The organism is Pirellulales bacterium (assembly GCA_019636345.1).
In the GTDB taxonomy this organism is placed as follows: Bacteria; Planctomycetota; Planctomycetia; order Pirellulales; family Lacipirellulaceae.
The window spans coordinates 587663-601208 of record JAHBXQ010000003.1 but is presented as its reverse complement, the minus strand read 5'-3'; the positions used below and the strand labels follow the sequence as shown (position 1 = coordinate 601208).

9 protein-coding genes are annotated in these 13546 nt (G+C 66.0%); 3 read left to right on the top strand and 6 right to left on the bottom strand.

Features of this window, described 5'->3' with window-relative positions; translation table 11 throughout:
• Positions 1 to 280: 280 nt before the first annotated feature.
• From alaS to KF688_10210, 5 genes are all read right to left on the bottom strand, one after another.
• Positions 281 to 3100, bottom strand: a complete 2820-nt coding sequence (gene alaS / locus KF688_10230) for an alanine--tRNA ligase (GenBank protein ID MBX3426045.1) — start codon at positions 3098 to 3100, stop codon at positions 281 to 283.
• A 170-nt stretch (positions 3101 to 3270) separates the two neighbouring features.
• Positions 3271 to 3540: a hypothetical protein gene (locus KF688_10225; protein MBX3426044.1), complete on the bottom strand. Its 270-nt coding sequence runs from the start codon at positions 3538 to 3540 to the stop codon at positions 3271 to 3273.
• A gap of 74 nt (positions 3541 to 3614) precedes the next feature.
• On the bottom strand, positions 3615 to 4052 hold the full coding sequence (locus KF688_10220) for a Uma2 family endonuclease (GenBank protein ID MBX3426043.1): 438 nt from the start codon (positions 4050 to 4052) through the stop codon (positions 3615 to 3617).
• Between the two features lie 191 nt (positions 4053 to 4243).
• Positions 4244 to 6241 carry a HAMP domain-containing histidine kinase gene (locus KF688_10215; GenBank protein ID MBX3426042.1) on the bottom strand — a complete coding sequence of 666 codons (1998 nt, stop codon included), beginning with the start codon at positions 6239 to 6241 and terminating at the stop codon, positions 4244 to 4246.
• Between the two features lie 116 nt (positions 6242 to 6357).
• A complete protein-coding gene (locus KF688_10210; protein ID MBX3426041.1) occupies positions 6358 to 7044 on the bottom strand; it encodes a response regulator transcription factor in 687 nt (228 codons plus the stop codon).
• A gap of 248 nt (positions 7045 to 7292) precedes the next feature.
• Between KF688_10210 and KF688_10205 the strand changes: the two genes are divergently transcribed.
• A complete protein-coding gene (locus KF688_10205; protein ID MBX3426040.1) occupies positions 7293 to 8123 on the top strand; it encodes a DUF480 domain-containing protein in 831 nt (276 codons plus the stop codon).
• On the opposite strand, the gene KF688_10200 is transcribed toward KF688_10205, so the two are convergent.
• On the bottom strand, positions 8101 to 9495 hold the full coding sequence (locus tag KF688_10200; GenBank protein ID MBX3426039.1) for a B12-binding domain-containing radical SAM protein: 1395 nt from the start codon (positions 9493 to 9495) through the stop codon (positions 8101 to 8103). The genes KF688_10205 and KF688_10200 overlap by 23 nt on opposite strands.
• A 411-nt stretch (positions 9496 to 9906) precedes the next feature.
• Here KF688_10200 and KF688_10195 point away from each other — a divergent pair, with 411 nt between their 5' ends.
• Both KF688_10195 and KF688_10190 read left to right on the top strand, forming a co-directional pair.
• Positions 9907 to 11409, top strand: a complete 1503-nt coding sequence (locus KF688_10195) for a nitronate monooxygenase (GenBank protein ID MBX3426038.1) — start codon at positions 9907 to 9909, stop codon at positions 11407 to 11409.
• Between the two features lie 268 nt (positions 11410 to 11677).
• Positions 11678 to 13357, top strand: coding sequence for a family 10 glycosylhydrolase (locus tag KF688_10190; GenBank protein MBX3426037.1), 1680 nt, complete (start codon positions 11678 to 11680; stop codon positions 13355 to 13357).
• Positions 13358 to 13546: the final 189 nt, after the last annotated feature.

The window sequence follows — 13546 nt, the reverse complement described above, 5'->3', positions numbered from 1 at the left end:
TCACTCCGTGAGGGCAAGGCCAGGACAATGGCCACGACGCGCGGACCAAAGGGGCGCGCCTTGCCGCAAGGTGAATATTCCGTTCCGCGAGGAGAAGTTCCGTGACTTCACTGTAACGCCTCGGGGCGTCCCTCGCCAAGCTCTGTTGGGAAAGCCGCAATTCGAACCGAATGAATTGCGCGGCGTTCAACTCGGCGTGAACCTCCCGGTTTGCCGCGCGTGAACCCCGACGTGACGCCGGACTGGCGTCAACCCATCAGTGCTAGCAGTCCCTGGAGGCTCACCCGGCCAGCATCGCGGCGATCGTGGTGCGAGCGATCTCGAGGGCTGCGGGCAACTTGGCCGGCTCCTTGCCGCCGGCTTGGGCCAGATCGGGCCGCCCTCCCCCGCCGCCGCCGACCGCTTGAGCGACCGGGCCGATCCACTTGCCGGCGCTCAGGCCGCGCTCTTGCAGGTCCTTGGAAATGCCCGCCACGAGGGTCACCTTGTCCTCTCCCTGCCGCGAAGCCAACAACACCGCCGCGGGAGAGGCCTTCTGACGCACCTGGTCGATCAATTGCCGCATGAGATTGGGATCGACTCCGGGAAGCTCAAGGCACAGGACCGTCACGTCCCCCACCTTGGCCGACTTCTCGAGGAGGGCTTCGCCGGTGAGCGGCCCGGCCGCGGCGCGCTCGGCGAGCTGCTTCTCAAGCTGAGCGACCTCGGCCACGAGCGCCGCAACCCGCTCGGGGACCGCCAGCGGGGCGAGCGACAACAACCGTCCCGCCTCGGCCAGCGCAGCCTTCTGGGCCGCGTATCCGGAGAGCGCCCCGGCAGTCTTGGTCGCGAGAGTCGCCGTCTCGGCGCCGCCCCCCCCTGCGCCGGCGAGTTGCTTCTTGAGCGACTTCTGCTTGGCAAGCAGCGCCGCGACGGCGTCGACGACGCCCGAGTCCTTGGTGTGGAGCGACTTGGCCGTCGTCGCTAAGGCGGCCTCGAGCGCGGCGCGGTGATCGGCGGCCCGTTTGCCGGTGAGGGCCGTGATGCGTCGCGTGCCTGCCGAGACCCCCTCCTCGCCCAGCAGTTCGAACTCGCCGACGTCCTGCGTGTTGGTCAGGTGCGTGCCGCCGCACAACTCCTTGCTGAAAGCGCCCATCGAGACCATCCGCACCGGGTCGGGGTACTTCTCGCCGAACAGCATCATCGCCCCGGCCTTGCGGGCGTCGGCCAAGGGGACGGTCTCCCATGTCACCGGATCGCCGGCGGCGACCTTCGCCTCGACGTCGGCCGTGATCGCGGCCAATTGTCCAGCCTCGACGGGGCTAAGGTTCGTGAAATCGAACCGCAACCAGTCGTCGTCGACCTTCGACCCCTGCTGCTGGGCGTGCGAGCCGAGGTTCTTCTGCAATGCGTAGTGGAGAATGTGGGTCGCCGAGTGGGCCCGGCGGATGCCGCCGCGGCGACCCTCGTCGACGACCGCCTTGACGGGCGCGCCTTCGTGGATCGTCCCCTTGAGCAGCCGGCCGTGATGGATCACCAGCGCGCCGTCCTTCTGGGCGTCAGTCACCTCGAACTCGAAGTCCTTGCCGATCAGTCGGCCCGTATCTCCCACTTGGCCGCCGCTCTCGCCGTAAAACGGGGTGCGATCGAGCACGATTCGGACCGCGGACTTCGAGCCGACGCCGTCGAAGCTTTCGACCAGCTTGTCGTCGGGCGCTTGGCCGACGACGATTCCCTTGACGACTGCGGCGACGTCGGTCTGTTCGTACCCGACGAATTCGGTGCTGTGGAGGGCATGCTTGAGCGAGTCGATCGGGCCGCGAGCGCCCATCACCGTGTGCTGCACCTTGCCCGAGACCTCGCCGTGCTCCTCCATCGCCTGGAAGTAGCCGTCCCAATCGAACGCCAACCCGTGCTCGGCCGCGAGGTTTTCAAACAGCTCGGGGGGGACGCCGAACGTTTGGTAGAGCTCAGCCGCGACGCCGCCGTCGACCTTGGTGCGGTTCCCGGTGCGCATGTCGTCGAACACGCGATCGATGCGGTTGAGCCCCGCGTCGATCGTGCCGAAGAAGTTGGCTTCCTCCTTGGCAATGACGTCGGCCACGCGTTTGGCGGTTTCGGTCAGCTCGGGGTACGGGCCTTTCATCGCCGCGACGACCGCGGGAACCAACTTGCAGAGGAACGGCTCGCGGAGCCCCATCTGGTGGCCGTCGAGCACCGCCCGGCGCAGGAGCCGTTTGACGACGTACTTCTCCTTGTTGGCCCCGGGATAAACGTTCTCGTGCACCGCGAAGGTGCAGGCCCGCACGTGGTCGGTGATTCGCCGTAGGCGCCGGCCGTCTTCGCTCTCCAGCGCGTACTTCACGCCGCACACGTCGGCCGCGGCCTGGACGATGGGAAACAGGCTGTCGATGTGGTAGTTCGTCGGCACGCCCTGCAAGGTGGCGGCGGTCCGCTCAAGTCCCATCCCCGTGTCGATGTTCTTCGACGGCAGCGGCCGCAGGTTGTCCGGCGGGTCCCCCACCCGATTGAACTGCGTGAAGACCAGGTTCCAGATCTCGACACTCTTGCCTTGGTCGGGATGGAAATAGATCTCGCTGCACGGCCCGCACACGCCGTCGGGCCCCTGGCTGGGGGCGCTGGCGGGCCAGAAATTTTCGTCCTCCTCGCACCGCTCGATCCGATCGACGCGCAGCCCGACGTCCTTGGCCCAGATCCCCGCCGCCTCGTCGTCGTCCTTGTAGACGGTCACGGTGAGCCGCGCGGGATCGATTCCCAGCCACTTCTTGTCGGTGAGGAATTCCCAGGCCCAGTTGATCGCTTCGCGCTTGAAGTAGTCGCCGAAGCTGAAGTTCCCCAGCATCTCGAAGAAGGTGTGGTGGTACGCCGTACGGCCCACGTTGTCGATGTCGCCCGTGCGGAGACACTTCTGGCAGGTCGTCGCCCGGGTGAACTCGAGCTTCACTTTCCCCAGAAAGTGATCCTTGAACTGGTTCATCCCGGCGGGGGTGAACAACACGCTGGGGTCCCACGTGGGCACGAGCACGTCGCTCGCCACGCGGCGATGCCCCTTGGACTCGAAGAAAGCGAGGTACTTTTCGCGGAGTTCGTTGGTTTGCATCGGCGCAGAGGGCAAAGGGGGAGAGGTCGGAGGTCAGGGGCGATTCGCGCTAGCGAGCCTGCTCGTCCCCGAGCGGCCCCCGCAAAGTCGCCAGAACCCGGCAATATACCGCAGTCGGCAAGCCTGCGGAATTGCAGAGAGAACGGCTTGCCGGCGATTCGGCTGGGGTCTCATTCGCAATTGGGGGGCGATCCGAGCAGAAATCTGAGCATGGCGTACTCGGCCACTCCCAATCCGCATCCCACGACAATCGCGATGACAAAACATGCCGTCCACCCATACCGATGGGCAGTCAACATCACCCCCATGGCGCCTGATTGATTTTCAGGGCAGGACGTTGCAGGACCGCCCGGCCAAGTTGGCAATAATCCTTCGCGAGGATCAACCCATCCTGGCAGCGAGAGGGCGATCATCAGCGCCAAAATGGAATTGGCTGCCATGAAGTCAAGCAGGGATATTGAAATGCCGAACAACCTCACGGTTCGGCATGGATTGCACGTCACCATCATGCGCATCACTCAGTCAGCAGGACCTTCGCATACACTTCTCGCAACGCCAGAGCACAGCCGACGGACGACAATTCAATCATCGCGTCCAGCCCTGTCGCGTCGGATAACACCCATTGCCCTTCGGCATTTTTGAGATATCGCTCGACGTACGGGCGATCCTGTGCTACCAGCACGTATTCCCGCAGCGAGTCGATGTGCCGGTACTGCTCGAATTTCTTACCGCGATCGTATTGTTCGGTAGACTCGGAGAGCACCTCGACGATCAACTGCGGATTCACCAACGTGTCGAGCTTGTCGTCCTCAAATCGCGGCTGCTCGCAGGTGACGACCACGTCCGGGTAAGTGTAGAGCCCGGTTGCCGAAACCTTCACGCGCATGTCGGCAGAGTAGACTTCGCAGGCGGTGGCCGCGAGCGCCTGATGCAATCCCGCCGTCGTATTCACCGAGATGAGATTCTGTTCGCGCGAGGCGCCCCCATTGCGAACGCCTCGCCGCGATAATACTCGTGACGCACGCGTGATGATCGCTCGCGGTCGAGATAGTTCTCGGGGCTTATCCAATTCGAGTCGGGGATTGCTGACATGCCAGTTGAGCGGGCGGGAACGGATCGACGGATCGAAGAATCGGACCTCACTCATTCTAGCCGGACTCTCGTCGCCAAACGATCGCAACTGCCGGGAAAGGACTTCTTTTCTCGCGGTAATGCGAGCGTCGCCGTCGTCCCCCCGGCGTCGGACGCGACTTCCAATCGCCCCCCCAACTCGCCGGCCAGCCGCTTGCACAGCGACAGCCCTAGCCCCACGCCGGGGGCCGATTCGGCCGCCTCCTGGGCGCTCTTGCGGAACGGCCGGCTCCCGCGGGCAAGCGCCGCCGGCGAGAACCCCGGACCGAAGTCGCGGACGCTGAGGATCGCCGTATCGGCCGCGACCTTCGCATGCAACAGGATCCGTCGATCAGTCGCCCGGGCCGCGTACTTCGCGGCGTTGTCGACAAGGTTGAAAATGATCTGCTCGCACACGCCCGCGTCGGTCAGCAGCTTGGTCTCGGCCGCCGCGTCGTCGAGCTCCAGCGTCAGTTCCATGCCCGCTTGCTCGGCCCGTTCGCGCAACCGCGGGGCGAAGCGGTCGACAAGCTCGCCCAGCGTCGTACGATCCGTCCGTCGCGGTCCGCGTCCCCGTTCGAGTCGGGCATAGCTGAGCACGTTCTCCACGAGCCGCGTCAGCCGCTCCGCCTCGGTCTTGAGCGTCGCCAGATACTCGCGTCGCCGCTGGTCGCTGGGGACCATGTCGCCGGCGAGCATCTCGGCGTACATCCGAAACGTAGTCAGCGGGGTGCGCAGCTCGTGAGTCACGGCCGAGACAAACGCGGCTCGGCGTTCGGAGAGCGCAAGCACCCCGGCCAGCAAGACCGTCACCGCGGCCAGCGCCACCGCAAGCGCCCCCCAACCGATCGACAAGGCCCACGTCATCGCGGGCGAGATTTCGAGAACCAGCATCTTCTCCCGCGGTTCGAGCATCACCGGCAGTCCGGCCAGCAGTCGCGAGGGGTCGGCGTCGGCCAGATTGGTCGCCGGCACGAGTTGGGCCGAAGGGAGCAGGTCGCGCACTTCGCCGAGCAAGTCGTCGCGAATCGCCGGCCAATCGAGCCAGCTCCCTTGCACGAGCACCTCGCCGTTCCGTTCGACGCGGCGGGCGAGCAACAGTTCGCCGCCGATCCACAGCGGCCGGCTGACGCTCTCGACGGTCGCAACCGGCAGTCGTCCCTGAAGCGCAATCTGAGGCATCCGGGCCGCTCGCTCCAGCGTTTCCGCGCCGCCGCGTTGCTTGACGAATTCCTGCTGGGCGATCGCTTGGTAACGATTCGACCGGTGCTGTAAATCGTTCGCGGCGCGATTGAACGTGGACGGCTGCTGAACCGGCGCCGCTTGCCCCTTGGCGCCGGACGCTGAGGACGTTTCGACCCCAGACCGCCGCGATGGCGAGGATTCGTTGATCTCCGCCGCCCCCTCGAGCGCCGAATAATTGCCGTAAAAGGGGATGCCGCCTGCATCCTCGCGGCTTGATTCCGACGAGCCCGCGTGCTCCGTCGACCGCAACGAACTCGACCGTCGCGATTGCGGCAATTGCTGCACCGGCAACTCATCGAGCAGGAGCCGTGGGTCGACGCGCTGCGACAGCTCGGCCAGCAATTCTCTGTTGCGGTGTTGTTCGTTCGGCGCGAGGCCGTTGAAGGCCGCCAACTCGCCCCACTGGTCCTCGGGGACCTGCGGCGAAGTCCAGGCGCCGCTCGCCGGACTGCAGGTGAAGTTGAGCATCACTTGAGCCTGCGATCCGGCGAGCAATGGCGAAGGGGTCGCAACGCCGTTTGGCTGTGTGCCGTCGCTCGTCGAGCCCCCCGTGAACGACGAAAACGCCTCGGCCGGCCGGGCGATCTCCTCGGCCACGAGCGGGGCGAGCTTGGTGTCCATCCGCCACAGGGCGAGGCTGATTCGCTGGGCCAGCTCCTCGCGCCGGGTCGCCTCGGTCCGTGCCAGGTCCGCGCGGATCGCCTCGCGAGTGAGCCGCGCCATCGCCGCGACGCCAAGCGTCGCGACGATCGCCAGTGCGAGCCAGATTTGCCAGGGGCGATGCATGAGGGAGGGTGATTTGCGATTGGGCTTGGTGATCGCAAGCAGTGCGCAGAAATGGGGAATACCGTCGGTCACGGTCAGTGCCGCTCGAACATCACAAATCCGGCGTCAACCATCAGTCACTTGCGCAGCATGTATCCTCGCCCGCGGACCGTGACCAGCACCTGCGGCTCGTGGGCGTCGTCGCGCAGTTTTTCGCGCAGCCGGGCGACGTGCATGTCGATCGTGCGCGTGCTGACGCCGCGGGCGTCGATCTGCCAGACGTTTTCCAGCAGTTCCTCGCGCGGCACGGTGCGGCCGACGTGGCGGGCCAAGTAGCGAAGCAGTTCCAACTCGCGCTGCGAGAGCTCGACCCGCGACCCGTCGGCGAACGCCGCCTCGCACCGCTGGAAGTCGACTTGTCCCGCGGGAAGCGGCCACTCGGCGACGTCGCTGGGGCGGCTCGGCGAGCGGCGCAGCACCGCGTCGACCCGCGCCAAGAGCTCGCTGACGCTGAACGGCTTCACGACGTAATCGTCCGCGCCGAGTCGCAGCCCCGCGACGCGGTCCTGCTCCTCGCCCCGGGCGCTGAGGATGATCACCGGCAACGTGGGCCGGGCGTTGCGGATCTCGCGGAGGATCTCCAGCCCGGTCTTCCCGGGGAGCACCATGTCCAAGAGCACCAAGTCGACCTGCCGGCGCACCGCAGCCGCACACCCGGCGTCGCCGTCGGCCGCCTCGACGACCTCGTGGCCGGCGTAGATGAGCGCGTCGGCGATCCCCCGTCGAATCGCCGCGTCGTCTTCGATCGTAAGCACGATGGGCATGGCGGGGGGGAAGTTGTCCCGTGGAAGATGTCGGAGGTCAGGGGTCAGGAGAGGCGATCCTCATCGCGACCACGTCCCAGTTCGCGGCAATTTCGATCGCAGCGGCGTCCCTGTCGATTCTAGCCGCAGCGGGGCCGCGGTGCGCAACGGGGATGTAACGGGTCGGGCCCTCGCGATAGACTCAGGGGCCCGAAACCTGCTCGCGCGGCCGCTGGTACGGCTGCGAATCACGCCGCGAGACCGCACCCATGACCGACTCCCCCGTCGCCGACTCCTCCGCCGCTCGCAAGTGGCGGCCGCTGGAAAAGATCGAGCGCCGCGTCGCCGGGGTCCTCATCGAGAAGGCCAAGACGACCCCCGACGCGTATCCGCTGACGCTCAACTCGCTCCGCACCGGATCGAATCAAAAAAGCAACCGCTTCCCGCAGATGGAGCTTGAGGAGGATCATGTCTCCGAGGCGGTCGAATCGCTCGCCCGCATGGGCGCCGTGGCGATCGTCCAGGGGGACGGACGGGCCGAGAAGTATCGCCACCTGCTGTACGAATGGCTGGGGGTCGACAAAGTCGAGATCGCGGTGATGGGGGAGTTGCTCCTGCGGGGGGCCCAAACGCTCGGCGACTTGCGGGCCCGCGCCGCACGGATGGAGCCGATCCAGGGCCAGCACGACCTGCAGCCGATCGTCGACGGCCTGCACGCCAAGGGGCTGCTCGTCTATCTCACCCCGCCGGGTCGCGGGTGCATCGTCACCCACAATTTGTACCAGCCGCAGGAACTGGCCAAGCTGCGCAGCGAACACGGCGGGTTCGAGGATCGCGCGGTCGGCAGGGGAACCGCGACGCTGCGGTCGGCGCCTTCCCCCTCGCCAAGCGTCTTCGCGCCTTCCCCGTCGGCGCCCGCGCCGTCCGTCTCGCCGTCGCGCTCGGCCGCGCCCAGTCCCGCGAACGACGCGACGGGCGCGCTCGCCGAGCAGATCGCGACGCTGCGGCAGGAGCTAGCGGAGTTGCGCGACGAGCTCGAGACGACGACCGGCGCCCTGCAGCGCGAACTGGACGATCTCAAGTCGCAGCTTGGGGCGTGAGCTTGCCGACGTCGTCGGGCGCGCCGTTCTCCACGAGCGCAAACGTGCTCTTGGACAATCCGATCTCGCGATAGCTGAGGTTCGACGTCCAGGCGAACTCGGCTGCGTCCCACTGCCCCGTTGCGGCGAGAGTGTGCTTCGCCTTCGCTTTGAGCACCTTGAGATCGTACACCCGATCGAGACACTCGCGCATGGCGTGCGTGAACTCGCCGGCCGACATGTTGCGGGGATGAAACACGACCTCGGTCAGATTGTACCGATCCCAGTCGCGGGGAAAGTCGGTGTAGAGCAGGCGTCCCTCGCGCTCGAACTGATGGAATAGCCGGGTCCCGGGGAGCGGGGTCATCGCGGTCATTTGCACGACGTCGACCTCGCTGTGGACGATGTACTCGGCCCGCCGCAACAACTTCTCGGGAGTGTCGCCGTCGATGCCGAAGATGAACGCCCCCAATACGGCGATCCCCGCGGCATGGATCCGCTGAAAAATCGATGCGTAGGCGTCGGTTCCCCGTTTCGCGTTGAGCCGTTTGTTGACCGCCCCCAGCGCGTCGGGATCCTCGGCCTCGATCCCCAGGAAGATCATTTTGCACCCGGCGCGGGCGGCCCAGTCGAGCACCTCGGGGTCGTCGGCGACGTTGACCGACGCTTGGCAGAACCACTTCTTCTTCATCCCTCGCTCGACCATCCCGCGGAACAGCGCCAGCGTCTGCTCGCGGTCCGCAGTCCCGTAGCCGATGATATTGTCGTCGACGATGAAAAGCAGTTCCTGGGGAATCGTTTCCAATTCGTCGAGCACCTCGGCGTTGGGGCGGCGGCGATAACGGCGACCGTTGAAGACGGTGACCGAGCAGAAGTCGCAATCGAGCGGACACCCCCGCGAGGTCTGAATCGACGAGAACATGTAACCAGGATGATACACATCGCGCCGCGCCGCCGGGCGGTCGCAGAACGGGATCGGCGTCCCCTGGTACAGCCCCTGCAATCGGCCTGCACGGGCGTCGGCGAGCACCTGCGGAAAGACCGCTTCGGCCTCGCCCACGACGACCGCGTCGGCGAATTGCCGCGCCTCGTCGGGACGCATCGAGACGTGAATTCCTCCCATCACCACGGGAATGCCGCGCGAACGCAACTCGCCGGCGATTTCGTAGCCCCGGTTGACGCTTGAGGTGAACGCCGTGATCGCCGCGAGATCGGCCTCCCGCGGGGCATAGGTCTCGAAGTTCTCGTCGATCAACTCGACGTCCCATTGGGGCGTCGCGGCGGAGGCCAAGAGTCCCAGGTTCAGCGGCGGAAACCGCGAACTGATCGACGCCGCAAACCCGGTGCGGCGCTGATTGACGGGGTTGACCAGCAACAGTCGCGGGCGCGGCATGGCAAGACCACGGGACAAAGCGATGGGGGCGGGGCGCAGACCGGTTGCGCAGTTTGCCAACGTGCTGCATTCCGCGTGCCTGCAAAAGAAATGCTGCCGCCAAGGACGCCAAGATCGCCAAGGGGGAAATCGCAGAACCCCGATGAGCACGACGTCCGAAGAATTCCTGTCTCGAGTCGTGTCCGTCGTGACGTCGTGGTTCATGCCTTGGCGTTTTTGGCAGTTTGGTCAAGCAGCGTCGCCTGTGTGCGGATTCGCCCGATCTTGGTCGACTGCCAGTGCGAACAGGCTCACTCCCTGGATGGCTCGCGCGGCGCTAGGATTGAGTATCTCTGTCGGTTTGTCCTTGCACGGGCGACGGCCTGAGGTCGTCGCCTGTCCGTCGTCGTTCGATTCAAGGAAGTCCTGATCATGTTGGCGCCGCTCGTGATCCAAGGGGGGATGGGAGTCGCCGTGTCGTCGTGGCGGCTCGCTCGGGCCGTGTCGCGCACCGGCCAATTGGGGGTCGTGTCGGGGACGGCGCTCGACGCCGTCTTCGCGCGGCGATTGCAGCTCGGCGATCCCGCGGGCGATCTCCGCCGCGCGCTCGCCGCGTTTCCCGCCCCTGCGATCGCCGGCCGCGTGCTCGAGCGATACTTCATCCCCGGCGGCAAAGCGGCCGACGTCCCGTTCCGCGCCATCCCCATGGCAAGCTTCCCGCCGAAGCGCGATCAACTGGAACTGGTCGTCACGGCCAACTTCGTCGAAGTCTGGCTGGCTAAGGAAGGACACGGCGGCGCCGTCGGCGTCAATCTGTTGGAAAAGGTCCAAGCCCCGACGATCCCCGCGCTGTACGGGGCGATGCTTGCCGGAGTCGACGTCGTGCTCATGGGCGCCGGCATTCCGCGCACCATCCCCGGCATTCTCGACCGGCTCGCCCGCGGCGACGCGGCCGAGCTCGCGCTCGACGTCGCCGACAAAACGCCCGAAGAGGAGTTCGCGCTGGCGTTCGATCCGGCGGAGTTTCTCGAAGCTCAACCGCCGACGCTTGCGCGGCCGGAATTCCTGGCGATCGTCTCCTCGGCCACGCTCGCGTCGATGCTCCTCAAGAAGTCGACGGGGCGCGTCGACGGCTTCGTCATCGAAGGCCCAACGGCCGGCGGACACAACGCCCCGCCGCGCGGCCCTCTGCAGCTTAACGCCCGCGGCGAGCCGATTTACGGCCAGCGCGACAACGCCGACCTCGCGGCGTTTCGCGCGCTCGGCGCCCCGTTCTGGCTGGCAGGCAGTTGGGGAACCCCCGCAGGGCTCGCCCGGGCGCTCGACGAGGGCGCCGCGGGAATTCAGGCGGGGACCCTGTTCGCGTTCTGCCGCGAGTCGGGGCTCACGGACGAACTCAAACGGCAGACGATCGAGTTGGTCCGCCGCGGGGCCGCCGACGTGGTGACCGATCCGCTCGCCTCGCCCACGGGCTTTCCGTTCAAGGTGCTGCAGTTGGAAGGTTCGCTTTCCGATGCCGAGTTGGCCGCTCAACGCCGACTGACCTGCGACCTTGGCTACCTGCGGCGCGCCTACCGACGCGAGGACGGCGGCGTCGGGTGGCGTTGCCCTGCCGAGGACGTCGACGCCTTTGTCCGCAAAGGAGGCGCCCCCGGAGAGACCGCGGGTCGCAAGTGCATCTGCAACGCGCTGTTGGCGAACGTGGGGCTGGCGCAACTTCGCGGCGACGGAAGCGCGGAGCTCCCGCTAGTGACCTGCGGCGACGGGATCGACGCGATCGCCCCGCTCATCGCGACCGGCGACGGGAGCTACTCAGCCGAAGAGGTCGTCGAGCATCTGCTCAGCGACGTCGAAACGGTCGCCGGACGATCCGCTAGCCGCGGAGCTCGGCCCCGGAGTTCCGCAGAGTCGACTCCGCTGGTGATTGCCGAGTGACTTCGCGTCAGGCTGCGCTTTTAGCGTTCTCGCTCAAGCGTGCGCATTCAGTCCACTGAACGCGCACGTGGATCGAGCGTTCGCGCAAAACCTTTTCAGCCAGACGGTCGACAGACCAAGCTTCGCTCAGAATCGTGTTAGGCTGAAACATTCCGCGTCTGAGACTTCGGTCGCACCGCTGGTCTGTTCGCGGGGCGCGGGCGCCTGATCCGAGGCCCCGCTCGATTCCTGTCGCCGCACTCTCCCCCCGGCCGGTCCGATGCACTCCATGACGAGTCGAACGCTCTGCGCGGCAGTCTGCACCGCGACGCTGTTCGCGGGAACAGTCCCGGCTCCGGCGTCCCCGCCGGAGGTCCGCGGCACATGGCTCACCACGACCAACGAGGACCACATTCGCACCGGGGTCAACACGGCGACGGTGATGCGCGACCTGCGCGCCATCGGGCTCAACACCGTGTACGTCGAGACCTGGAAAAACGGCTATACGAATTTCCCCTCGCAAACGCTGCGGAACCTGATCGGCACGACCGACCGCAACCCGACCATCGGTGCGTCGCGCGACTTGGTGCAAGAGACGCTCATTCAGGCCCATCGCAACGGGATGGCGTACTACGGTTGGTTCGAGTACGGCGTGATGACCCAATTCATCGGCACGGGGGGCAATCCCAACAACCCGCTCTCAAGCTACATGAAGGAGCGCGGCTGGCTGTTGCAGAACCAGTCGGGCCAATACGCCGACGGCACGAACGGCGGGTTCGCCTACATGAACGTTGCGATCCCCGAGGTGCGGCAGTTCGTCATCGACATGACGCTTGAAGCCGTCCGGCGATACGACTTCGACGGCATTCAGTTCGACGATCACATGGCATGGCCGGCGAACTTCGGGTTCGACGCGACGACGATCGGGCTCTACACGGCGCAAACCGGGAACCCTGCGCCGACCTCGTCGAACTCCCAGTTCAATCAGTGGCGACGCCAGCAAGTGACCTCGTTCGCGGCCGAGTTGTACCAAGCCGTGAAAACCGCCCGACCGGAGTTGATGGTTTCGATCTCGCCGTCGATCACGACGTTCTCGACGACCAACTACAACGCCGATTGGCCGGCGTGGGAGACGCAAGGCGTCTTCGACGAGTTCGCCGTGCAGATGTATCGCGAGACGATTTCGGCGTTCAATTCGATCGCCAATGCTCAGGTAAACCCGTTCAAACCTGACGGTCTCGACAAGTTGGTATTCGGACTGCGGATCAACCCGTCCTCGTCCGCCACCCCGTACGCCGATCTGCAGCAAATGATCGAGCGCTCGCGGACCGAGGGGGCTGCAGGACACAGCCTGTGGTACAGCGCGGGAGTCCGCGACTTGTACGGACCGCAACTGACGGCCTTCTACGACGTAGCAACGACGGGGCACGCGGCGAATCCCTACTTCGCGGCCGATCATCGCCCCCTGCCGACGGTTGCCGCCGCAGTCGCCGGGAACCCAGGCGCCTGGGAAGTCGAGGTGACGAACCCCGGGCGGTATCGGGTCGTGGCCCGACTGGGGACGGCCCCGCAGTGGACCGAGATCGCCGCTGTCGAGCTTGCTGCCGGACGCCAGGAGTTCGCCGTTCCCGGAGCGAGCGAGGTCGAACTGCTAGTCGATCGCCGCACGGCGACCTCTTTCCTCGGCGACGTCGACGGCGACCTCCGCGTCGATGGCGGCGACTTCCTCGCTTGGCAGCGCGAGTTCGGCACGTTCAGCTTCACCTCGACTCCCGTCGGCGACGCCAACCGCGACGGAAAGGTCGACCGGTTCGATCTGCCAGCATGGCAGTTCAATTTCAGTCTCGACCTTTCGCAGCCCCCGTCCCTTGAGAGTACGACGTCGTTCGCCGCGCCTGAACCGACGGCGATCTCGTTGCTTGGAATCGCGCTTTCGATCTTGTTCGCACGACTGCGTTTGGGGCGGTAATTCCTTCCCAGGCGCCGATGTCCAGAAGCTGTACACGACGGCAATCGACTCTTGGCGGCAACCTGCGTTGATTCGAAGGAGAATTGCGCGGCCAACGCTTGCGTTCGGCGACAGGGGATTTAGTCTGACGTACGAACCGAAACGCGCTCGCATCGCCGCGGTTCGGAGAACTCCTCTGCCGTTCACTCT

Bases quoted from the DNA above. Each gene is read 5' to 3' on its own strand.
- alaS (MBX3426045.1), bottom strand. From the start codon at position 3,100: ATGCAAACCAACGAACTCCGCGAAAAGTACCTCGCTTTCTTCGAGTCC.
- KF688_10225 (MBX3426044.1), bottom strand. From the start codon at position 3,540: ATGGCAGCCAATTCCATTTTGGCGCTGATGATCGCCCTCTCGCTGCCA.
- KF688_10215 (MBX3426042.1), bottom strand. From the start codon at position 6,241: ATGCATCGCCCCTGGCAAATCTGGCTCGCACTGGCGATCGTCGCGACG.
- KF688_10210 (MBX3426041.1), bottom strand. From the start codon at position 7,044: ATGCCCATCGTGCTTACGATCGAAGACGACGCGGCGATTCGACGGGGG.
- KF688_10205 (MBX3426040.1), top strand. From the start codon at position 7,293: ATGACCGACTCCCCCGTCGCCGACTCCTCCGCCGCTCGCAAGTGGCGG.
- KF688_10200 (MBX3426039.1), bottom strand. From the start codon at position 9,495: ATGCCGCGCCCGCGACTGTTGCTGGTCAACCCCGTCAATCAGCGCCGC.
- KF688_10195 (MBX3426038.1), top strand. From the start codon at position 9,907: ATGTTGGCGCCGCTCGTGATCCAAGGGGGGATGGGAGTCGCCGTGTCG.
- KF688_10190 (MBX3426037.1), top strand. From the start codon at position 11,678: ATGACGAGTCGAACGCTCTGCGCGGCAGTCTGCACCGCGACGCTGTTC.